We start from the raw sequence: 21,418 nt of genomic DNA on the forward strand, positions 1-21,418 counted from the left end.
AACGATAGCCCCGCCCATCTCGATCGGGTACGGGATCGGCCATACCGTGGACACATGAGGGGGACTCCGGGCGCAGTGCTGCTCGCCGGATGTGCGCTCGCCGGTCTCCTCGTGGGGTGCGGCGAGACCGACTCGGGGGCCGCGCCGCGTGCCGATGGTCCGCCGTTGACCCGGGTGGAGAACGAGCTCCTGGTGAGCTGTGGCGGTGATCCCGGCTGGGTGCCTTCGGCGATGGTGAACGGCATCGAGCCCGCGATCCCCCGCTCCGAGATCGAGGCAGCACTCGACGCGATCGCCACCGAGCCGAAGCTCTCCGTGGAGACCTCCCGCGTCCTGCCCCAAGGCGGGCGTACGCCGTGGAAGTTGCTGGCCGAGGACGACGACCACCTGACCATCGCGCTGGGTGACTGGACCTTCGAGGGCCCGGCGAGGGACGCGATGACCATGTCGCTGGAGCGTGAGGGTGAGGGCTGGAAGTGGACGGGGCACGGCAACTGCTGGCACCTCGCACCCGTGCTCGACGACGGCACGTGGGTGAACCTGTCGTCCACGAAGCCCCTGGACACCACGTCCACGACCGTCACGGTCGACGTGACGGAGCTCGCGTGCACGGGGTCCCGGGACCCCGTGCCCCACCTCGACGAGCCGTCGATCGTCACCACCTCGCACGACGTCACCGTCTACTGGACCAGCCGACCGCCCCAGGGGGCGCAGGAGTGCCCGGGCAACCCGACCGTGTCGCAGCAGCTCACTCTCGACGAGCCGCTGGGCGACCGGGTGCTCCTCGACGGGTCGAGGTGGCCGCCGGTCCCGATCGGGTGACGTACTCAGTCAGGCGCGGCCGCGGGCGGCGTACGCCACGGCGGTGAGGTCGAACGGACCCTCACCGAGGTTGCGTCGCAGGACCTGCTCGAGCCCGGCGCGGTCGTCGGCGCCGAGGGCAGCGATGGCCACGCCGGCCGGTCCGACACCGTGCTGGTAGGGCTCCCACCACTCCTCGAAGGTCGGGTGGGTGACGGTGACGGCGAGCTCTACCGACTCGACGTCACGTAGTCCGGCACCCTCGAAGATGTTGACGAGGCTGTCACGGGAGCCACCCTGGAAGTCGCTCTCGTCGGGGTGCTCGGGCGCCACCTCGGCCATCGCCGTCCAGAGGGGCGCCATCGGCGCCCGGGACCCGGCGAGGTCCCAGACCGTCGCCGCCACCCAGCCGTCCCCGCGGGTCACGCGGGCCATCTCGGCGACGCCGCGGACGGGGTCGGACATGAAGTGGACGACGAGGCACGCGGCTGCCACGTCGAAGGTGTCGTCGTCGAACGTGAGCAGCTCGGCGCCGCCCTGGCGTACGTCGACGCCCGGGTGGCGATCGCGGCACGCGGCGACGAACGGCTCGCTCGGGTCGACCGCCGCGACGTGGTCGGCGCCCAGCGAGTCCACGAGCACGCCGGTGAGGGCGCCCGGTCCGCAGCCCACGTCGATCGCGCGTTGCCCTGCCGACAGCTCCAGCCAGTCGGCCAGCTGCCGGGCGAGCGGCTGGGAGTAGCGACCCATGAACCGGTCGTACGCCTCACCCGCCACCTCGAAGGTCACGTCTCGCGACGCTACTCCCCCTCGTAGGCTTCCGCCATGCCCCGCTTGCTGGTGGTCCACCACTCGCTGACACCGTCGGTCACCGCGTTGACCGAGGCCGTGCTCGCGGGCGCCTCGGACGACGCGATCGAGGGCGTGGAGCTGGTGGTCCGCGCGGCGCTGGAGGCGGACGCGGACGACGTGCTGGCGGCTGACGGCTACCTGCTCGGGACCCCCGCCAACTTCGGCTACATGAGTGGCGCGCTCAAGCACTTCTTCGACTCGATCTTCCTGCAGGCCGGCGGGTCGCTCGCCGACGACGGCTCGGCCGCCTCCGCGGACGGCGGCCCCAAGCCGTACGGCCTCTATGTCCACGGCCGATACGACACGACCGGCGCGGTGCGCTCGGTGCAGTCGATCGTCGGTGCCCTCGGCTGGCGCCAGGCGGCGCCGGTGCTCGAGGTGCTGGGCGATGTCGGCGAGGCGGACCGGGAGTCGGCGTACGACCTGGGCGGGACGCTCGCGGCCCTGGTGATGGGATGAAGGCACTCGCTGGGTTGGCCGTACTGGTCCTCGCCCTGACGGCGTGCACGGCGTCGCCCACGAATCCGGTGAGCGACACGACGCCCTCGGCCTCACCGAACCCGACCGAGACCGCACCTCCACCCGACCCCGGCCCCCGTCCGCGCATCGGCGAGTGCCACCTGCTGTCCTTCGGCCAGGCGGTCGCCGTGGTCGGGCGGACCGAGCCGGTGAGGTGCAAGCGCAAGCACACGGCCGAGACCTACTTCGTCGGCCGGCTCGACCTCGAGACGAAGGCCGGTCACGTGCGTCGGGTCGACTCGCGCGCCGCCCAGCGCCAGGCACGCTCGACGTGCACCGCACGGCTCCCGAAGCACCTCGGACGTACGCCGCGCGAGCTGAGGCTGAGCCTGGCGCAGTCGGTCTGGTTCACGCCGAGCCCGCAGCGGGCCGAGGCCGGTGCCGACTGGTTCCGCTGCGACGTCGTCGTCGTGGCCGGACCGAAGCGGCTGCTGCCCCTGCCGCGGAGCACGAAGGGCTTCGGCGACGCACCGGTCGTCGCGATGTGCGCGACCGCCGCCCCCGGCACGAAGTCGTTCCGGCGCGTCGGCTGCGGGGCGAAGCACGCCTGGCTCGCCGTCTCCACCGTCGACATCCCCGGCAAGAAGCTCCCAGCCAAGGACGCGGTGGCCGACCGCATGGAGGGGCCGTGCGGCGACGCCGCCCGCTCGCGCGCCGCCGACCCACTGGACTTCACCTGGTCGCAGGAGAGCCCGACGCAGGAGCAGTGGGACGCGGGCCAGCGCTACGGGATCTGCTGGGTGCCTGCCTGAACCTCGGGGCGTCCAGCACCATCACAGCGCCTCGGTGCGTACGTTCTCCAGCACGACGGCGAGGCCCTGCCCGACGCCGATGCAGATCGCGGCCACGCCCCAGCGCTCCCCCGTCTCCCGCAGCCGCTTGGCGAGGGTGCCGACGACCCGTGCTCCCGAGGCGCCGAGCGGGTGGCCGATGGCGATGGCGCCGCCCTTCGCGTTGACGAGACCGGCGTCCGCCAGGCCCTGGTCCAGCCACGCGTCGACGCAGGCCAGGGACTGGACCGCGAACGCCTCGTTGAGCTCGACCGCACCCACGTCGGACCAGCCGATGCCCGCGCGTCGCAGCGCGATGGCGGCGGCCTCGACGGGCGCGTAACCGAACAGCTGCGGGTCGAGGGCGAAGGAGCCCCGTCCGGCGATCCGCGCCTGCGGATCCAGTCCCAGGGTGCTCGCCGCAGCGCCTGAGCCGAGCAGGAGGGCGGAGGCGCCGTCGTTGAGGGGCGAGGCGTTGCCGGGCGTGATCGTGCCGTCCGGGCGGAAGCTGGGCCTCAGGCCGGCGAGCTTGCCAGCGCTGCTGCCGGGCCGGATCCCCTCGTCGCGGGCGAGGTCGACGCCGGGCACCGCGACGGCCAGGTCGTCGTAGAAGCCGGCGTCCCACGCCGCAGCGGCGAGGTTGTGCGACTGCGCCGCGAACTCGTCCTGGCGCTCGCGCGTGATGCCATACGTGTCGGCGAGCTGCTCGTTGGCCTCGCCCAGCGAGACCGTCCACTCCGCCGGCATCCGCTCGTTGACGAGCCGCCAGCCGAGGGTGGTGGAGACCGCCGTGACGTTGCCCGCCGGGAACGCTCGCGAGGGCTTGGGGAGCACCCACGGCGCCCGCGTCATCGACTCCACACCGCCGGCGACCACGACCTCCGCGTCGCCGGTCTCGATGGCGCGGGACGCCATCATCGTGGCGTCCATGCTCGACCCGCAGAGCCGGTTGACCGTCGTCGCGGGCACGCTGGTGGGCAGGCCGGCGAGCAGCACAGCCATCCGGCCCACGTTGCGGTTGTCCTCCCCGGCGCCGTTGGCGTTGCCCCACACGACCTCGTCGACCCGACCACGATCCAGGCCGGGCGCCCGCTCCAGCACGCCGGCCAGGGCGACCGCGGCCAGGTCGTCCGGGCGGACCTCGGCCAGCGCGCCCCCGAACCGGCCGAACGGCGTGCGCGCCGCGGCGTACAGGTAGCAGTCGGTCATGTGTCTGGCTCCTCTTCGCGGGCACGGTTGCGGGGACAGCAGTCTGGCCGATGTCTCGGGCATGATCAGACCATGGCCGACGAACCGCAGGAGCGACCTGGCAGGAGCGCCCAGCGCACCGACGTACGCCGGCTGCCCGAGAAGCAGGTCCGCGACGTCGCGGCCCTCCACGCGATCCTCGACGAAGCCGTGGTCGCATCGGTCGGCATCGCGGTCGACGGCCAGCCGTTCGTGCTGCCCATGGCGTGCGCCCGCGACGGCGACCACCTGCTCCTCCACGGTTCGACCGGCAGCCGGTTGATGCGCGCGATCGCGGCCGGAACGCCGATCTGCGTCAGCGTCACCCACCTCGACGGACTCGTGTACGCGCGCTCGGCATTCGAGTCGAGCATGCGCTACCGCAGCGCCACCGTCCTCGGGGTCGCCACGGCGGTGCCTGCCGACGAACGACTCCACGCTCTCGAGGTGCTGACCGAGCACCTGCTGCCCGGCCGCTGGGCGGAGCTGCGCGCGCCGCACGCCAAGGAGCTGGCGGCCACGTCGGTGCTGCGCGTCCCCCTCGCCGAGTGGTCGGTCAAGGTCGGAGCGGGTTTCGGCGACGATCCCGACGAGGACCTCGACGAGCCCGTCTGGGCAGGCATGCTGCCGATGCGGGTGACGTACGGCGATCCGGTGGACGCACCCGACCTCGGCCCGGGCCGTCCCGTGCCCGGCCACGTCACCGGGCTCCCCGACCCCGGCCAGGGCTAGAAGACGTCGAACTCGTTGCCCTCCGGGTCGAGCATCGCCACGGCGTACTGGTCCATCCCCTCGGGCGCGTTGGTGCGTACGCGAGTGGCACCGAGCGCGACCAGCCGCTCGGCCTCGGCCTCGACGCGCACCCGGCGTACGTCGATCGCGTGGACGCGGCCGCCGCTCGCGTTGACGTCGAGGTGGAGCCGGTTCTTGAGCGACTTGAGCTCGGGCACCACCTGGAACCACACCATCGGCCCCTCACCGTGCGGGTCGACGATCCGGTCCGAGCCCTCGCCGAGCTCCTCCTCGGGCACGCCGAGCGAGCGGTAGAAGTCGTCCCACGACGCGTGTCCCTCCGGAGGTGGGGCGACCACGTAGTGCAGCGCCTCGGCCCAGAACCGGGCCAGCAGGTCGGGGTCGGCGCAGTCGACGGTGAGCTGGAACGTCACGGGCATGGGGACCTCCTGGTCGGTCCTGCGCAGGATGTCAGGCGCCGCCGACACCGGGGCGTGCCACAGTGGCTCCATGACCAAGGTGTCGATCGTCGGCGCGGGCGCCGTCGGCACCGCCATCGCCTATGCCGCCCAGATCCGCGGGGTGTGCCGCCAGCTGAGCCTGTACGACCTGAACGCAGACAAGGTGCGGGCCGAGGTCCTCGACCTGAACCACGGGATGCAGTTCACCCCGATGGCCGAGATCACCGGGAGCAACGACCTCGCCGTGTGCGCCGACGCGGACATCATCGTGATCACGGCGGGCGCGAAGCAGGACCCGGGCCAGACCCGGCTCGACCTGGCCGCTGCCAACGTCGCGATGTGCCGCGACCTCGTGCCGGCTCTCGTGGCCCTGGCTCCCGATGCGTTGCTGCTCGTGGTGACCAACCCGGTGGACGTGGTCACCATGGCCGCCCAGGAGTTCTCCGGCCTGCCCGCAAACCGGGCGTTCGGGTCCGGGACGGTCCTGGACTCCTCTCGCCTGCGGTTCCTCATCGCCGAGCACACGCACGTGGCCGTGCAGAACGTCCATGCCTACATCGCCGGTGAGCACGGCGACTCCGAGGTGCCGCTCTGGTCGACAGCCACGATCGGCGGGGTCCCGGTGACGGACTGGCGCTCGTCGGGCGCCAGCCCGCTGGACGCCGACGCGCGGGCGGCGATCCACCAGCGGGTGGTCAGTGCGGCCTACGAGATCATCGCGGGCAAGGGCGCGACGAGTCTCGCGATCGGCCTCGCCGTGTCGCGCATCCTCGAGGCCGTCCTCAACGACGAGCACCGGGTGCTTCCGGTGACCTCGCGCCTCGACGGGGTGCACGGGCTGGCGGACGTGTGCCTGTCGATGCCGTCCGTCGTCGGGCGGGCGGGGGTCGAGAGCGTCCTGGCCACGCCGCTCAGTGCGGAGGAGCTCCAGCAGCTGTCCGCGTCGGCTGACGCCGTGCGGACGACGGCTCGGAGCCTCGGCCTCTAGAAGCCGAGCTTGCGCAGCTGGCGCGGGTCGCGCTGCCAATCCTTGGCGATCTTGACCTGGAGGTCGAGGTAGACCGGGGTGCCGAGCAACGCCTCGATCTGCTTCCGCGCGGCCGTGCCGACCGAGCGGAGCCGGGCGCCCTTGTGGCCGATCATGATCCCCTTCTGGGAGTCGCGCTCGACGTAGAGGTTGGCGACGATCACCAGGAGCGGCTTGTCGTCGGGGCGGCCCTCGCGCAGGCCCATCTCCTCGACGACGACGGCGATCGAGTGCGGCAGCTCATCGCGTACGCCCTCGAGCGCGGCCTCGCGGATCAGGTCGGCCGCAAGTGCCTCCTCGGGCGCGTCGGTGAGGTCGCCGTCCGGGTAGAGCGGGGGGCCCTCGGGCAGCTGTCCCACGAGCAGGTCGGCCAGGAGCTGGACCTGGTCGCCGGAGACCGCGGACACCGGTACGACCTCGGCCCACACGGTCGAGGTCTCCTCGCCGAGCTTCTGGATGTCGAGCAGGTGCTGGCCGAGCTGCTCGGGGGTGACGAGGTCGGTCTTGGTCGCGACGGCGATGCGGGTCGTACGCCTCACCTTGGACAGCTCGCTGACCAGGTAGCGGTCGCCGGGCCCGATCTTCTCGTTGGCCGGGAAGCAGACCGCGACGACGTCGACCTCCGCCCACGTCGTACGGACCAGGTCGTTGAGCCGCTCGCCGAGCAGCGTGCGCGGGCGGTGGAGGCCGGGGGTGTCGACGAGAATCAGCTGGGCGTCCTCGCGGTGGACGATGCCGCGCACTACGTTGCGGGTCGTCTGCGGCTTGGACGAGGTGATGACGATCTTCTGCCCGACCAGGACATTGGTCAGCGTCGACTTGCCCGCATTGGGGCGCCCGACGAAGGACGCGAAGCCGCTGCGGTAGCCCTCCGGAGCCTGGTAGAACGCGCTCGCCGGGGCGACCCCGGACAGGTCGAAGTCGCCGTCGAGCTCGTCGTCGAGGTCGTCCTCGTCGAGGTCCTCGACCTCGTCGGTGGTGTCGTCCTGCTCGTCAGCCATCGCTCGCCTCTCGTGCCGCGTCGTACTCCGCCCAGATCTGCTCGTCACTCTTCCCTGCCGCCTTGCCGGCGCGCCAGATGGGGCCGGGATCGACCGCGCGGGGCTGCCGGCCGGCGGTGGCGCGCCAGTAGCCCATCACGTCGTAGTGGCTGGTCGGCAGGCCGATCTCGCGCATCAGGTGCTTGCGGATGGCGCGCATCTGCGCGGACTCCCCCGCCATCCAGAAGTAGCCCTCGCCGGCCGGCCACTCGATGCCCTCGACCACCTCGGCGAGCGCGCTCTGACCGGGCGCGGGGGGCGCCAGCCAGGTGACGTCGGCGTGGTCCGGGAGATAGCCGGCGAGGTCGTCGGGCACCTCGGCCAGGACGTACGTCGGCAGGTCGTGGTGTGCCTCGAGGATGCGGGCGATGGCCGGCATCGCGGTCAGGTCACCGACCAGCAGCAGCCAGGCAGCATCGGCCGGTGGCGCGAACGACGACTTGGGCTCGGTGATCGTCACGGTGTCGCCGACGCAGTCGCGCATCGCCCACTCGGTGACCAGCCCGGTGTCGTGGACGACCACGTCGAGCACCACCTCGCCTCCCGAGAAGCTGCGCACGGTGTAGTAGCGGACCTGGAACTGACCGGGCACCACGAGGCCGACCCACTCGTCGGCCACCCCGGTGCTCTCGAACCCGTCGAGGCCGTCGAGCACCAGGCGGACGAGGTGGTCGGTCAGCGGCTCACGGCGCGTGACCCGCGCACTGAACTGGGCTGCCCGCGTGCTCATCCGTCGAGGCTATCGGTGGCTCACCAGTCGGGGCGCATCGGGAAGCCGGAGCGTCCGTCGTCGTGGTTGCGGGTGGCCAGCACCTGGTGCAGCTCCACCTCGTCGCGCTCGAACCCGACCCTCGACCCGGCGAGGTAGATCCCCCACACGCGGGCCGTGCCCTCGCCCACCTCGGCCACGCACTCGTCCCAGTGCTCGACCAGGTTGCGGTTCCAGTCGCGCAGGGTGGAGGCGTAGTGGAGCCGGAGGTTCTCGGAGTGCTGCACCTCGAGCCCCTGGTCCTGCGCGGCGGAGATGATGGTGCCCGAGCCGATGAGCTCGCCGTCGGGGAACACGTAGCGGTCGATGAACGCACCGGTCTCCTGGCGGCCGTTGTGCGGACGGGTGATGGAGTGGTTGAGGAGCCGGCCGCCCGGCACGAGGCGGTCGCGCAGGTGGGCGAAGTACGCCGGGTAGTTGCGCACGCCGATGTGCTCGGTCAGGCCGATCGAGCTGACCGCGTCGAACCCGGTCTCGACGACCTCGCGGTAGTCGAGGTGACGCACCTCCGCGAGGTGGCCGAGCCCCTCGCGCTCGATCGCGGCCTGGGCCCACTCGGCCTGCTCGAGCGACAGCGTCACGCCCAGCGCGCGTACGCCGTACTCGCGGGCGGCGTGGCGCACCATCGCGCCCCAGCCGCAGCCGACGTCGAGGAGCCGCTGGCCGGGCTGCAGCGCGAGCTTGCGGCAGACGAGGTCGAACTTGGCCGCCTGCGCCTCCTCCAGCGTCGCGTCCACCGGCTCGTAGAGCGCGCAGGTGTACGCCATGGACGGCCCGAGGACCAGCTCGTAGAAGCGGTTGGAGACGTCGTAGTGGCGCGAGATGACCTCGGCGTCACGCGTCATCGAGTGCCGCAGGCCTTCCACCGCACGGCGCCACCGGGGCAGGTGCTCCTGCGGCGGGGGCGGCGGCGGGCGCAGGTGGGACAGGCCGAGGCCGCGGACGATCTGCAGCGCCTCGGCCGGCGTTGGCACCCGGAACTTCGTGTGGTCCTTGAGCAGCACGAGCGCGTCGTATGGGTCACCCGGGTGCACGCCCGTCAGGTCGAGGTCGAGGCTCGTGTACGCCCGCGCCAGGCCGAGGTCGCCGGGGGCCGTCATCAGGTAGGCGAGACCGCGCTCGGTGCGCAGGTCCATACCGATCTTCGCATCCGGCGGGCCTGCGCTGCTGCCGTCGTACGCCGTGAACCGCAGCGGCACACCGCCGCGGACGAGCCGGTCCACGGCCTCGCCGATGGACACGCGTCGTGCGGTCCGCTCGGAGCCGGAGTCGAGCTTGTAGCTCATCGTCGTCGCACCACCTTGTCGTAGAGGGAGGTCAGTCGGTCGTCGGGGTCGTGGAGCGCCTTGACCCGGGCCAGCTCGGCGCCGCCGTAGAGGCGGTCGAAGTCGTCGCGGTCGTAGAACGCCTCGGAGTAGAGGCTCTTGTGGCCACCGAGCTCGGTGACCTTGTCCTCGATCGCCCGGTTGAGCGGGGACTGCGACGCCTCGGGACCGACGTTGACCACGCCCCAGAAGCCGACGTTGACGTAGGTCGTGCCGCTGGTCAGCGGGTAGCCCGGCCACTCGCGGTCGCGCAGCCGGAGCGGGCACAGCCACACCGGGCGCATGCCCACCTCGCGGTCGAACCAGCCGAGGAACTCGGCGAGCCGGTCGACCGGCACCTCGACGTCCTGGACCACCCGCTCCCCCTGCGGCCGGCCGGCCCGCCGGTCGAGCCGGTCGCCGATGCCGAACCGGCGGTCGAGCGCGACGAGCTTCCAGTAGACGTCGGAGCGACGCAGCCGGCGCGGCCACACCCGGCGTACGAGCGGGTGCTGGGCGCCGAACGCGCGCGAGCACCAGAACCAGTCGGTGTCCCAGCGCCACAGGTAGTCGAGCATCGTCAGCCTGTCGGGCGTGCGCTGCTGGATCGAGCGGTAGAAGACCTGCTGGCCGGCGTAGTCGCTCGTCGGCCCCGGCTCGTCGGTCCAGCGGGCGAGGGTGAGGTAGAGCTCGCCGGGGGCGAAGGCGACACCGTCCAGTCCGTCGACCCGCTCGCCGTCCCACGCGCCCTCCTCGACGATGCAAATCACGGCGTCGCACAGGGCCTGGGCATCGGCGAACCGCACGTGCCGCAGCGCGACGTACGCCGGCACCTGCTCGAGCTCGATCCGCAGCCGGGTGGCGTAACCGAGCGAGCCGTAGGAGTTGGGGAAGGCATCGAAGAGGTCGTCGCCGGGCTTGGTGGTGACGAGGTCACCCGACCCGGTCAGCACGTCCATCTCCAGCACCGACTCGTGGGGCAGCCCGCTGCGGAAGCTGGTCGCCTCGATGCCGAGGCCGCTCACCGCGCCGCCGAGGGTGATCGTGCGCAGCTGCGGCACCACCAGCGGGATGAGCCCGTGGGCCAGGGTTACCTCGACCAGGTGCTCGTAGGTGCACATCCCCTGCACCTCGGCCACGTCGCCATCGACCTCGATGACGCCGTCGAGGCCCGAGACGTCGAGGCCGGTGGAGAACGCGGCGCGGCCGCGGAAGAGGTTGCTGGTGCGCTTCGCGAGCCGCACCGGGGCAGCCAGAGGCAGGGCGGCGTAGGACTCCCTGAGCCTCGCCTCCCCGGCGGAGTGCTGTTCCCAGCCCACCGGCGTGCGCACGTCTCCACGCTAGCGACAGCGTCGGACAGTCGCGAGCGACTATCTGCTTCGTCACACATGGTTGCACTGCACAACCACATGTGTCAGGCGGTGCGGGTGACCTGCCGCGTGTGGATGCTCCCCTGCGGGTCGCCGACCAGGACGGGTACGCCGGCCCCCGCGAAGTCCGTCGTGGCGGCCAGGTCGGGCTGGTCGCCGTCGGTCAGCACCACCGCCGCCTCCAGGCCGGTCGAGCCGGACGACAGCGCCATCGCGACGCAGACCTCGAGCGCGGACAGGCTCAGGTGCTCGAGGCGCACGCTCGCAGCGGCGTACGTCCGACCGTCGAGGTCGCGCACCGCGGCACCCTCGGTGGCCCGCGCACGCGCCCGGGTCGCCCTGGCCAGGGTGACCAGCTTGGCGTCCTCCGGGCCGAGGTCGGCCGTCTGCTCGCTCATGCGGGAAAGCCTAGTGAGCGGGCTGATTGGCCGCGTCGTCGACGTCCTCGTCGGCGGAGAGCACCGACACGAGCACGGTCTCGATCTTGTTGCGCCGGCCGGTGGCCCGCTCCGCCTCGAGGCGCAGGCCGTGGCACTCCACCACGGACCCGGGGATCGGCACCTTGCCGAGGTGCTTGGCCATCAGCCCGCCGACGCTGTCCACGTCCTCGTCCTCGACGTCGAATCCGACGATCTCGTCGAGGTCGTCGACGGGGTAGCGCGACGAGACCCGGATGGCGCCGCCCTCGAGGTGCTCCACCTCGACCTCGTCGACGTCGTACTCGTCGGTGATCTCGCCGACGATCTCCTCGAGCACGTCCTCGATCGTGATCAGCCCGGCCGTGCCGCCGTACTCGTCGACGACGATCGCGATGTGCTGGCGGCGGGCCTGCAGCTCGGTGAGGAGCGCGTCGACGGGCTTGGACTCGGGCACGTAGTGGACCGGGCGCATCACCTCGTCGACCCGCTGGGTGAACTCGACGTCCGGAGCCTCGAAGTCACGGCGGACGAGGTCCTTGAGGTAGGCCATGCCGACGATGTCGTCGAGGTTCTCGTCGATCACCGGGATCCGCGAGTAGCCGCTGCGCAGGAAGAGGGAGAGCGTCTGGCGGATGTTCTTGTGGCGCTCGATGTAGACCATGTCGGGGCGCGGGACCATCACCTCGCGGGTGCTGGTGTCGCCGAGCTCGAAGACGGAGTGGATCATCCGGCGCTCGCCGGACTCGATCACCGCCGAGGCCTCGGCGAGGTCGACGAGCTCGCGCAGCTCGGTCTCGGTGGAGAACGGTCCCTCGCTGAAGCCGCGGCCCGGCGTGATCGCGTTGCCGAGCAGGATCAGCAGCGCCGGGATCGGCCCCAGGATGGTGGTGACCAGCGACAGAGGGCCGGCCGAGAGGAGCGCGACCTTGGCGTCGTGCTGGCGACCGAGCGTGCGCGGCGCGACACCGATCACCACGAACGAGACGACCAGCATGACCCCGACCGTGGTGAGCACGCTCGGCAGGAGCGAGTCGTGGTAGGCGTCGCGGGCCCAGGTGCTGACCAGCACAATGGCGCTGATCTCACTGAGCAGGCGCAGCAGCAGCGCGGTGTTGAGGTAGCGCGGCGGGTCGTCGAGGATCTGCACGAGCCGCTTCGCACCGGGCCGGCGCTCGGCGCGCAGCTCCTCGGCGCGGGCGCGCGAGAAGCCGTTGAGGGCGGCGTCGGCCGCCGAGAAGAGCCCGGCGAGGAACACCAGGAGTGCCGCCGAGCCGAGCTGCCAGATGTCGGCGGTCATGCGTCAGCGGGGGCGGAGCGCCACTTCTCGAGGAGCTCGCCCTGCAGGCCGAACATCGCCGCGTGCTCCTCCGGCTCGGCGTGGTCGTAGCCGAGGAGGTGGAGGATGCCGTGGACGGTGAGCAGGTCGATCTCGGCCTCGCGGCCGTGACCGGCCTCCACGCCCTGTCGCTCGGCGACGGACGGCGCCAGGACGAGGTCGCCCAGGACGCCCTCCTCGGGCTCCTCGTTGACCAGGCCGGGGCGCAGCTCGTCCATGGGGAAGGCCAGCACGTCGGTCGGGCCGTCCTTGTCCATCCACTGCCCGTTGAGCTCGGCGATGGTGTCCTCGTCGACGGCCTTGATGCACAGCTCGGCCTGCGGGTGGACGCGCATCTCCTCCATCACGAAGCGCGCCAGCCGCGAGAGGCGGCGTACGTCGAGCTCGAGCCCCGATTCGTTGAGGACCTCGATGCTCACCGGTTGGCCCTGTCTGCCTTCGTCGGCGCGGTGCGCGGACGCTGGCCCTGCGGCTCGGGCTGCGCGTCGAAGGTCTCGTACGCCTCGACGATGCGCCCGACGAGCCGGTGGCGTACGACGTCGGTGGGCGTCAGGCGGCAGAAGGTGATGTCCTCCACGCCGTCGAGGATGCCCTCGACGACCCGCAGCCCGGACTTGGTGCCCGACGGCAGGTCGACCTGGCTGGTGTCGCCGGTGACGACGATCCGCGAGCCGAAGCCGAGCCGGGTCAGGAACATCTTCATCTGCTCGGGTGTCGTGTTCTGCGCCTCGTCGAGGATGATGAAGGAGTCGTTGAGCGAGCGGCCGCGCAGGAACGCCAGCGGCGCTACCTCGATGGTGCCGGCGGCCAGGAGCTTGGGGATCGTCTCGGGGTCGACCATGTCGTGCAGCGCGTCGTAGAGCGGACGCAGGTAGGGGTCGATCTTCTCGCTGAGGGTGCCGGGGAGAAAGCCGAGCCGCTCCCCCGCCTCGACGGCCGGCCGGCTCAGGATGATCCGGTTGACCTCCTTGTTCTGCAGCGCCTGCACGGCCTTGGCCATCGCGAGGTAGGTCTTGCCGGTGCCGGCGGGGCCGATGCCGAAGGTGATCGTGCTGGTGTCGATCGACTCGACGTAGCGCTTCTGGTTCAGCGTCTTGGGTCGGATCGTGCGGCCGCGGTTGGACAGGATGTTGAGGCTCAGCACGTCGGCCGGGCGCTCCTGGGTCTCCGCACGCAGCATCTGGATGATCCGCTCGACGGTCTCGCCCGTCACGCCCTGACCGGTGCGGACGAGGGTGACGACCTCGTCGAGGAGGCGCTCGGCCATCGCGACCTCGGCGGAGTCGCCGGCCAGCGTGATGCGGTTGCCGCGGACGTGGATGGTCGCCTCGAAGGCCCGCTCGATCAGCCGGAGGTGCTCGTCGCCCGGACCCAGGACGGAGACCATGTCGATGCTGTTGGGGACCACGACGGTGTGCGTCGGCTTGTCCTGCGGGTTGGTGCGGGTCGTGTCAGTCATGGATGCCCGTGACGGGCGGCCTTCCGGGTCGGTGGCGGAGCACCTCCATGCTACCGAGCGGGCGGCGCCGACCACACCCGAGTAACGCTCAGGGGCGGGTGACCTGCAGCATCCCCAGGCACATCTCGTCGGTGGTGCCCTCGCCCCACACGACGTAGCGGTCGGGCTGGCCCTCGAAGGACGGGAGCTTGTCGCGCAGCCACTGGACGTGGGTGCACGTCACCTTCACCTGCTCGAAGGGCTGGAGCGTGATCGGCTCGATCGGCCGGCTGCCCTGGTCGTCGAAGTCCCAGACCGGGATGTCGAGGATGGTCTGCGCCTGCGGCGTGCCGGGTCGGACCTCGATCTTGATCGAACGTCCGAGCAGGTGCATGTGGCCCGCCACGCCATGGATCGTGATCGGCTCGGACAGGGTGCGCAGGCACGTCTGCGTGTTCCCCGGATCGGGCTTGCCGCCGCAGAGCAGGTGGAGGAGGTCGGCGGTGTTGCCCTCGGCCCCGAAGCGCTCCTTGACGTCGGCCAGGGCCGCGGCGCGGTCGCACAGCTCGCCGTCGGAGTGCTTCGGCCGGCACGGGAGCTCGACCGGCGCGGGCAGGAGCATGGTGCTGAGTGACTGGTAGCGACGCGTGGCCGGAGCGAGCCGGAGCTGCGCGGCCGAGGTGTCGGGCTGCTGCCCGGCGAGCAGGTTGTAGTGCACCTGCATCACGACGCGGCTGCCCTTGGCCAGGCGGATGCCGAAGCCGGGCTTGATCACCGACTCCTCACCACCGGGCGCCCACGCGCCGATCCACGGCGAGTTGTTCACGTTCTGGAAGGGGTCGAGACCGGTGCCGCCGAAGCACGTCCACCCCTCGCCCTCCTCGGTCGCGTCCTTGGCCTCGGCCGCGGCCACCTGCTCGGGCGGCACCTGGAACAGGATCACGTGGTGCACGACGTCGGGGTTGCCCGGCAGCACCTGGGTGCCGGTCAGCCACGCGGCCTTGTCGAGCTCGGGGTCGAGGAGGAAGCACCGGTAGTCGTCGGTGCCGGTGCCGTAGGGCGCGGACGGCGTGTAGGTGCCGGGCATCGCGATCGTCGTACGCGTCTCTCCCGCGCGCAGCGGCTTGGACTTCGCAGGCTCGGCGTAGTGGCCGGTGTGTCCCTGGGCTGCGGCCTCCTCGACCGCGGCCGACGAGGACGGCAACGCGTCCGGCGGCTGGGTCGCGCTCCTGTCCGAGGTGGCGTTGCCACCGCAGGCGGCGAGCGTGAGCAGACCCGTGGCGAGGGCGGTGGCGAGGAGGGAGCGGGTGCGGCGCATCGGGGCTCAGATCAGGGACTCGGTCATGCCCGGCGCGGCGCCGAGCACGTGGACGTGGGTGTGGAAGACGGTCTGCCCGGCGCCCGCGCCGGTGTTGGCGATCAGCCGGTAGTCCGCATTGCCGGAGCCGCGCGCGACCTCGTCGGCCAGCGCCACCAGGTGGCCGATGCTCGCCGGATCGGCGGCGGCCGAGGCGGCCGCGTTCTCGTGGTGGTCGAGCGGCGCGACGAGCACGTGGAACGGCGCCTGCGGATGGAGGTCGCGGAAGGCGATCGCGTGCTCCGAGCGGCCGAGCACCTCGGCCGGGATGTCGCCCGCGACGATCTTGCAGAAGACGCAGTCGGGCGCGGGCGTGCTCATCGACCCAGCGTAGTGCGGCGGGCACCCGGCGTGGGACCGATTGGACGGCGCGCTCGTCCAACTACCGTGAAGAACATGACCGTCCCCACTCGCCGCCCGACCGTACGACGCTGGGCGGGCGCCTCCGCCGTCGTCCTGCTCAGCAGCCTCACGCTGGTCGCGTGCAGCGACGACGACCCGGTGCCGACGTCCGGGGAGACCCGCGAGCCGGGCGGCTCGAAGAAGTCACCGAAGCCGACCGAGGAGCCGACCGCGGAGCCCACCGCCTCCGAGTCGCCCACCGACGACGGCACCACCGTCCCGATCTACTGGGTCGGCGACGGGCCCGGTGGCCAGCCGCGGCTCTTCCGCGAGTTCCACCGGGTCGAGGGCAACCCGCTGACCGAGGCCGCACGGTTGGTCATGGGTGGCGGCCAGCCCGACGACCCCGACTACCGCACGCTCTGGCCCGAGGTCGAGGTCGCCGACGTCGGTGCCACCGACGGGATCCTGCTGGTGCAGGTGCCGGGCGACGGCTTCACCGACCGCCCCGACGGCATGTCGAAGCGCGACGCCGAGCTCGCGCTGCAGCAGCTCGTCTACACGCTGCAGGGCGTGCAGCAGGAGCGGGTGCCGATCCTGATCAAGCGTGGCGGCAGCGACTTCCGCCTGTTCGGGCTGCCGACCGACACTGAGTTCGCCCAGGCCAGCGCGCTGGAGACGCTCAACCTGGTCAGCATCACCTCCCCCGTCGAGGGCGCCACCGTCACCGGCGACACCCTCACGGTGACCGGTGTCGCGAACTCCTTCGAGGCCAGCGGTCCGTGCCGGCTGCTCGCGGGCGAGGACGAGCTGGCGGTGGTCGGCTACCAGGCCGAGGGCTGGATGGAGGACAAGCTCTTCCCCTTCGAGGCCGAGATCCCGCTCGACGGCGTCACCGGCGAGGTGGTCCTCCAGTGCGAGACCGACGACCCGAGCGGCGGCGCCGAGGGCAACGGCCCGAGCATCGACACCAAGACGATCACCGTCCAGTAGCCGTCAACCAGGTCGGCGGCTGGCGCGTCCAACTGCGTGACCATCCAGACCAGGCCTCGTCGAGGGAGGGTGCCCGTGGCCGAGCACCTCAGCCTCCGTGGTGCCGACGCCGACGCGGCCGTCGAGCAGCTCTACGCCGCCCACTGGCGCCAGCTGGTGCGGTTGTCGGTGCTCCTCGTGCACGACCAGGCCGCGGCCGAGGACGTCGTGCAGGACGCCTTCGTCGAGATGCACGGCAGGTGGTCGCGGCTGCGCAACCCCGACAAGGCCCTCGCCTACCTGCGCCAGGCCGTGGTCAACCGCTCGCGGTCGGTGCTCCGGCACCGCGTGGTGGTCGAGAAGCACGCGCGTACGTCGCCGTCCGGTGAGGGCTTGGTCGACGGACCGACCGTGGGCGGCGCCCGGCGCGACGCCGTACGAGCAGCGCTGCTCCTGCTCTCCGAGCGGCAGCGCGGGGTGCTCGTGCTGCGGCACTACCTGGACTGGTCGGAGGCGCAGATCGCCGACGCGCTGGACATCTCGCCGGGCTCGGTCAAGGCGCACGCACACCGAGGCAGCGCCGCCCTGCGCGAGCTGCTCGGCGACTGGTGGGAGGACGAGTCATGAGCGACCGGATCAAGGACCTGCTCGGCGAGGTGGCCGACGGCGTCGAGCCGGGCGACCGGCTGGACGCGATCCGCGCCGCCACTGCCGATGACGGTCGACGTACGGGCCGGGGGTGGTGGGCCGCCGGCGGCGTCGGCCTCATCGCCGCCTCGGTGGTGACGGCGCTCGCGCTATCGACGGGTGGTACGCCGCAGGGCAACGACCCCGAGCCCGCCGGACCCGCGCCGACGACCCCGACGGGCGCGCCGACCACCATCACCGACGGACCCCTGCCCGGCGACGTCGCAGGGGAGGTGCCGGTCTACTTCATCGGTGACACCCCCAACGGCCCCCGGCTCTACCGCGAGGACCGCTACGTGGACGTCGGGTACGGCGAGAGCACGCTGGCCGGCGTGATCGGCGTGGCGCTGGGCCGCTCGCGGGACGGGTCCCCGCGCCCCCCGCTGGACCCGGACTACCGCGTGGTGTGGCCCGCCGACACCTTCGGCACCGCCGCCCTGGACAAGGAGACCGGCGAGATCGGCATCACCGTCGGGAGCACCAACGGGGACTCCGCGTCGCTGCGGGAGCGCGGCGACCTCAGCGCCGAGGAGGCCTCGCTGGCCGTGGAGGCGCTGATCCGCACCGCCCAGGGGGTCGTCGACCGGGAGGCACCCGTCCGCTTCTACCTCGACGGCGAGATCACCGACCAGATCCTCGGCGTGCCGACCTCGGAGCCGCTGGCCGCGGGGCCCGACCTGGACGTCCTCGCCCACGTCTCGCTCGAGTACCCGTCGGAGGGCCGCTTGGTCGACAACGACGCCCCGTTCACCGTGCGAGGCCTCGGCAACTCGTTCGAGGGCAACATCGTCACCCGCATCCAGCGGTGGGAGGGCACCGCCGTGGTCGCGGAGGTGCCGACCATCGCGGGCTGGATGGACGATCGGCTCTTCCCCTTCGAGGTCACCTTCGACCTCACCGACGTGCCGCCGGGCGAGTACGTCGTGATCTCGCGCACCGACGACCCCTCGGGAGCCGGGAACTTCGACACCGACACCCGACGGATCACGCTCGTCGACTAGGCCCAGCGACTCGTACGTGCCAGCAGCGCCGCGACCGCGACGACCCCGGCCGTCGAGGTCCGCAGCACCTCGGCGCCGAGGCGTACGGACACGGCGCCGGCGGCGACCAGCGCCTCGAGCTCGTCGGGCGCGATGCCGCCCTCGGGCCCGACGACAACGACGATCCTCCCGGAGGCGGGTACGTCAACCGCGCTGAGCGGTGCGGTCGCGTCCTCGTGGAGCACGACGGCGAGGTCGGCGTCGGCGATGATCGCGGCGAGCTCGGCGGTCGTGGTGAGCGGCGTGACGGTGGGCAGCCACGAGCGGCGCGACTGCTTGGCGGCCTCCCGCGCGGTGGCCTGCCACTTCGCGTGGGACTTCGCGGCGCGCTCGCCCTTCCAGACCGCCACGGAGCGCGATGCCGCCCACGGCACGATCCGGTCGACGCCGACCTCGGTCAGCACCTCGACGGCGAGCTCACCGCGCTCGCCCTTCGGGAGGGCCTGGACGACGGTGATCGCCGGGTCCGGCCGCTCGCCGCGCGACACCGATTCGACGGTGACGGCGAAGACCCGCTTGCCCGTCGACGCAACCGGACCGGTGACGGAGGTGCCGAGGCCGTCTGTCAGCACCACGTGCTCACCCTCGCGGAGACGGCGTACGGCGACCGCGTGGTGCGCCTCGTCGCCCGTCACCTCGACGAGCGCACCGGGCGACACCCCGGCCAGCGACTCGACGAGGTGGACCGGGAGGGACATCAGCCCTGGAAGGCGTCGCGGAGCCGGCCGAACATCGACCGGGTCGGCGCCACGTTCTGGCCGTCCGGCGACTCCTCGCCACGGATCGCGGCCAGCTCGCGCAGCAGCTCCTCCTGGCGCGGGTCGAGACGCGTCGGGGTGTCGACGGCGATGCTGACGACCAGGTCGCCGCGGCCCCCGCGCAGGCTCGGCACGCCGAAGCCGCGGATGACCTGCTCGCTGCCCGACTGGGTGCCGGGGCGCACGTCGAGGTCGTACGTCGTCACCGGTCCGGAGTCGGAGTCCTCGGACTGCTCGACGTCGGCCTCGAGCAGCGGCAGTGTCAGCTGGGTGCCGAGCGCGGCGGCCGTCATCGGGAGCGAGACCGTGGTGTGGAGGTCGTTGCCGTGACGGGTGAAGGTCGGGTGCGGCTCCACATGGATCTCGACGTAGAGGTCGCCGGCCGGACCACCGCCGGGGCCGACCTCGCCCTGGCCGGTGAGCTGGACGCGGGTGCCGTGGTCGACGCCCGCGGGGATCTTCACCGTGAGCGTGCGGCGCGAGCGGACGCGGCCGTCGCCGGAGCACTCGCGGCACGGGTCGGGGATGACCGAGCCGTAGCCGCGGCAAGCCGCGCACGGGCGCAGCGTGCGGATCTCACCGAGGAACGAGCGCTGGACGACTGCGACCTCGCCCTGGCCGTGACAGGTCTCGCACGGGATCGGCGAGGTGCCGGGCGCCGTGCCCTGGCCCGCGCAGGCCTCGCAGGTCATCGCGGTGTCGACCTTGAGGTCGCGCGTCACGCCGAAGGCGGCCTCGGCGAGCGCGACGTCGAGCCGGATCAGCGCGTCCTGGCCGCGTCGGGCGCGCGACCGCGGGCCGCGCTGCTGGCCTCCGGCAGCCGCTCCGCCACCGAAGAACGCGTCCATGATGTCGGTGAACGAGAAGCCCTGGCCGGCACCGCCGAAGCCCTGGCTGAAGGCGTCGCCGCCACGGTCGTACGCCGCTCGCTTGCCGGGGTCGCTCAGCACCTCGTACGCGCGGGAGACGTCCTTGAACCGCTCCTGCGTCTCCGGGTCCGGGTTGACGTCGGGGTGCAGCTGGCGGGCCAGCTTGCGGTAGGCCTTCTTGACGTCGTCGGCGCTCGCGTCCCGGGACACGCCGAGGATCTCGTAGGGGTCCTGGGTCACTGGTTTCCTTCATCGAGGATCCGGGAGACGTAGCGCGCGACGGCGCGTACGGCTGCCATGGATCCGGGGTAGTCCATGCGGGTCGGTCCGACCACGCCGAGGGAGCCGAGGTGGTGCTCCTGGGGTCCGTAGCCGGTGGTCACGACGCTGGTCGCGGCGAGCTCGGAGTAGGGGCCTTCGTGCCCGATGCGGACGGTGACGGCGTCGACGCCCGACTCCCCCAGCAGCTTGAGCAGCACGACGTGCTCCTCCAGCGCCTCGAGGAGCGGGCGTACGGCTGTGTCGAAGTCGCCGTAGCGGGCCAGGTTGGCGGCGCCGCTCACGGCGACGCGCTCGTCGTTGCGGTGGTCGGACATCGCCTCGGCCAGCACGCCCACGACGGCGCGGGTGTGCTCGGCCTGCTCGGGGCGTACGGCGTCGGGCAGGTCGCCGAGCGCGGCCGCGGCGGCGGCGATCTGCACGCCGGAGGTGGCGCGGTTCACGGCCACCCGCAGCTCGGCGAGGTCGGCGTCGGCCAGCGGCGAGTCGAGCTCGACGAGGCGCTGCTCCACCCGGCCGGTGCTGAGGATCACGATCACCATCGCCCGGGTGGGCGTCAGCGCGACCAGCTCGACGTGGCGGACGGTGGAGCGCGAGAGCGTGGGGTACTGCACGATCGCGACCTGGCGGGTGAGCTGGCTGAGCAGGCGCACCGACTTCTGCACGACGTCGTCGAGGTCGACGGCCCCGTCGAGCAGGGTCGAGATCGCGCGCCGCTCGGCGGTGCTCATCGGCTTGAGGGTGGCGAGCTTGTCGACGAAGAGCCGGTAGCCCTTGTCGGTCGGCACCCGACCGGCGCTGGTGTGGGGCTGGTGGATGTAGCCCTCCTCCTCCAGCACGGCCATGTCGTTGCGGACCGTCGCGGGAGAGACGCCGAGGTGGTGCCGCTCGACCAGCGCCTTGGAGCCGACGGGCTCCTCGGTGGCGACGTAGTCCTCCACAATCGCGCGGAGCACGTCGAGCTTGCGGTCGTCGACCACGGATGAACCTCCTCGCTGGCACTCGTTTGCTGGGAGTGCCAAGCGTACTAGGAGTCCGTAGGCTCACCG

The 21,418-nt window shown here is 72.1% G+C and carries 24 protein-coding genes; 8 read left to right on the top strand and 16 right to left on the bottom strand.

Annotated elements, in window-relative coordinates:
* Positions 1-54: 54 nt before the first annotated feature.
* On the top strand, positions 55-822 hold the full coding sequence (locus tag EUA94_RS00335) for a hypothetical protein (RefSeq protein ID WP_129423560.1): 768 nt from the start codon (positions 55-57) through the stop codon (positions 820-822).
* Positions 823-831: 9 nt separating this feature from the next.
* On the opposite strand, the gene EUA94_RS00340 is transcribed toward EUA94_RS00335, so the two are convergent.
* Entirely contained in the window at positions 832-1,590 is a 759-nt protein-coding gene (locus EUA94_RS00340; protein WP_129423562.1) for a class I SAM-dependent methyltransferase, read from the bottom strand.
* Positions 1,591-1,626: 36 nt separating this feature from the next.
* On the opposite strand from EUA94_RS00340, the gene EUA94_RS00345 reads away from it, so the two are divergent.
* Complete coding sequence (locus EUA94_RS00345; RefSeq protein WP_129423564.1) at positions 1,627-2,112, top strand: flavodoxin family protein; 486 nt, start codon at positions 1,627-1,629, stop codon at positions 2,110-2,112.
* Positions 2,109-2,924, top strand: coding sequence for a septum formation family protein (locus EUA94_RS00350; RefSeq protein WP_129423566.1), 816 nt, complete (start codon positions 2,109-2,111; stop codon positions 2,922-2,924). Before EUA94_RS00345 ends, EUA94_RS00350 begins: the two co-directional genes overlap by 4 nt.
* Before the next feature lie 21 nt (positions 2,925-2,945).
* On the opposite strand, the gene EUA94_RS00355 is transcribed toward EUA94_RS00350, so the two are convergent.
* Entirely contained in the window at positions 2,946-4,151 is a 1,206-nt protein-coding gene (locus EUA94_RS00355) for a thiolase family protein (protein WP_129423567.1), read from the bottom strand.
* Positions 4,152-4,223: 72 nt separating this feature from the next.
* On the opposite strand from EUA94_RS00355, the gene EUA94_RS00360 reads away from it, so the two are divergent.
* Positions 4,224-4,901 (top strand): pyridoxamine 5'-phosphate oxidase family protein, encoded by a 678-nt coding sequence (locus EUA94_RS00360; protein ID WP_129423569.1) that lies wholly within the window; start codon positions 4,224-4,226, stop codon positions 4,899-4,901.
* Here the strand turns inward: EUA94_RS00360 and EUA94_RS00365 are convergent.
* Complete coding sequence (locus EUA94_RS00365; RefSeq protein ID WP_129423571.1) at positions 4,898-5,341, bottom strand: VOC family protein; 444 nt, start codon at positions 5,339-5,341, stop codon at positions 4,898-4,900. The genes EUA94_RS00360 and EUA94_RS00365 overlap by 4 nt on opposite strands.
* Before the next feature lie 70 nt (positions 5,342-5,411).
* On the opposite strand from EUA94_RS00365, the gene EUA94_RS00370 reads away from it, so the two are divergent.
* Positions 5,412-6,350: an L-lactate dehydrogenase gene (locus EUA94_RS00370; protein ID WP_129423573.1), complete on the top strand. Its 939-nt coding sequence runs from the start codon at positions 5,412-5,414 to the stop codon at positions 6,348-6,350.
* Here the strand turns inward: EUA94_RS00370 and era are convergent.
* The 10 genes from era to EUA94_RS00420 all read right to left on the bottom strand — a co-directional run bounded on the left by era (position 6,347) and on the right by EUA94_RS00420 (position 15,743).
* On the bottom strand, positions 6,347-7,390 hold the full coding sequence (era, locus tag EUA94_RS00375; protein WP_129423575.1) for a GTPase Era: 1,044 nt from the start codon (positions 7,388-7,390) through the stop codon (positions 6,347-6,349). The genes EUA94_RS00370 and era overlap by 4 nt on opposite strands.
* The gene (locus EUA94_RS00380) at positions 7,383-8,159 is read right to left on the bottom strand and encodes a siderophore-interacting protein (RefSeq protein ID WP_129423577.1); all 777 of its coding nucleotides are present in this window, start codon (positions 8,157-8,159) and stop codon (positions 7,383-7,385) included. The genes era and EUA94_RS00380 overlap by 8 nt, the downstream gene beginning before the upstream one ends.
* A 20-nt stretch (positions 8,160-8,179) precedes the next feature.
* Positions 8,180-9,484, bottom strand: coding sequence for a class I SAM-dependent methyltransferase (locus EUA94_RS00385; protein WP_129423579.1), 1,305 nt, complete (start codon positions 9,482-9,484; stop codon positions 8,180-8,182).
* On the bottom strand, positions 9,481-10,833 hold the full coding sequence (locus EUA94_RS00390) for an FAD-binding oxidoreductase (protein WP_242494602.1): 1,353 nt from the start codon (positions 10,831-10,833) through the stop codon (positions 9,481-9,483). Before EUA94_RS00390 ends, EUA94_RS00385 begins: the two co-directional genes overlap by 4 nt.
* An 83-nt stretch (positions 10,834-10,916) precedes the next feature.
* On the bottom strand, positions 10,917-11,270 hold the full coding sequence (locus tag EUA94_RS00395) for a cytidine deaminase (RefSeq protein WP_129423581.1): 354 nt from the start codon (positions 11,268-11,270) through the stop codon (positions 10,917-10,919).
* 10 nt (positions 11,271-11,280) lie between these two features.
* A complete protein-coding gene (locus EUA94_RS00400; protein WP_129423583.1) occupies positions 11,281-12,588 on the bottom strand; it encodes a hemolysin family protein in 1,308 nt (435 codons plus the stop codon).
* Positions 12,585-13,046 carry an rRNA maturation RNase YbeY gene (gene ybeY, locus EUA94_RS00405; RefSeq protein ID WP_129423585.1) on the bottom strand — a complete coding sequence of 154 codons (462 nt, stop codon included), beginning with the start codon at positions 13,044-13,046 and terminating at the stop codon, positions 12,585-12,587. Before ybeY ends, EUA94_RS00400 begins: the two co-directional genes overlap by 4 nt.
* The gene (locus EUA94_RS00410) at positions 13,043-14,086 is read right to left on the bottom strand and encodes a PhoH family protein (protein ID WP_129423587.1); all 1,044 of its coding nucleotides are present in this window, start codon (positions 14,084-14,086) and stop codon (positions 13,043-13,045) included. The genes ybeY and EUA94_RS00410 overlap by 4 nt, the downstream gene beginning before the upstream one ends.
* Positions 14,087-14,174: 88 nt before the next feature.
* On the bottom strand, positions 14,175-15,383 hold the full coding sequence (locus tag EUA94_RS00415) for a hypothetical protein (protein ID WP_129423589.1): 1,209 nt from the start codon (positions 15,381-15,383) through the stop codon (positions 14,175-14,177).
* Positions 15,384-15,389: 6 nt separating this feature from the next.
* Positions 15,390-15,743, bottom strand: coding sequence for an HIT domain-containing protein (locus EUA94_RS00420; RefSeq protein WP_129423591.1), 354 nt, complete (start codon positions 15,741-15,743; stop codon positions 15,390-15,392).
* A 75-nt stretch (positions 15,744-15,818) separates the two neighbouring features.
* On the opposite strand from EUA94_RS00420, the gene EUA94_RS00425 reads away from it, so the two are divergent.
* The 3 genes from EUA94_RS00425 (at position 15,819) to EUA94_RS00435 (ending at position 18,424) form a co-directional block, all read left to right on the top strand.
* Positions 15,819-16,757 (top strand): Gmad2 immunoglobulin-like domain-containing protein, encoded by a 939-nt coding sequence (locus EUA94_RS00425; protein ID WP_165356746.1) that lies wholly within the window; start codon positions 15,819-15,821, stop codon positions 16,755-16,757.
* A 75-nt stretch (positions 16,758-16,832) separates the two neighbouring features.
* Positions 16,833-17,363, top strand: a complete 531-nt coding sequence (locus EUA94_RS00430; protein ID WP_207210341.1) for a SigE family RNA polymerase sigma factor — start codon at positions 16,833-16,835, stop codon at positions 17,361-17,363.
* Positions 17,360-18,424 carry a Gmad2 immunoglobulin-like domain-containing protein gene (locus EUA94_RS00435; RefSeq protein ID WP_129423595.1) on the top strand — a complete coding sequence of 355 codons (1,065 nt, stop codon included), beginning with the start codon at positions 17,360-17,362 and terminating at the stop codon, positions 18,422-18,424. Before EUA94_RS00430 ends, EUA94_RS00435 begins: the two co-directional genes overlap by 4 nt.
* On the opposite strand, the gene EUA94_RS00440 is transcribed toward EUA94_RS00435, so the two are convergent.
* The 3 genes from EUA94_RS00440 to hrcA are packed head-to-tail and all read right to left on the bottom strand — an operon-like array spanning position 18,421 to position 21,349.
* A complete protein-coding gene (locus tag EUA94_RS00440) occupies positions 18,421-19,161 on the bottom strand; it encodes a 16S rRNA (uracil(1498)-N(3))-methyltransferase (protein WP_129423596.1) in 741 nt (246 codons plus the stop codon). The two genes, EUA94_RS00435 and EUA94_RS00440, sit on opposite strands and share 4 nt — an antisense overlap.
* Entirely contained in the window at positions 19,161-20,330 is a 1,170-nt protein-coding gene (dnaJ, locus tag EUA94_RS00445) for a molecular chaperone DnaJ (RefSeq protein WP_129423598.1), read from the bottom strand. Before dnaJ ends, EUA94_RS00440 begins: the two co-directional genes overlap by 1 nt.
* Positions 20,327-21,349 carry a heat-inducible transcriptional repressor HrcA gene (hrcA, locus tag EUA94_RS00450; protein ID WP_129423600.1) on the bottom strand — a complete coding sequence of 341 codons (1,023 nt, stop codon included), beginning with the start codon at positions 21,347-21,349 and terminating at the stop codon, positions 20,327-20,329. Before hrcA ends, dnaJ begins: the two co-directional genes overlap by 4 nt.
* Positions 21,350-21,418: the final 69 nt, after the last annotated feature.

It is taken from the genome of Nocardioides zhouii (genome assembly GCF_004137345.1).
Classification (GTDB): domain Bacteria; phylum Actinomycetota; class Actinomycetes; order Propionibacteriales; family Nocardioidaceae; genus Nocardioides; species Nocardioides zhouii.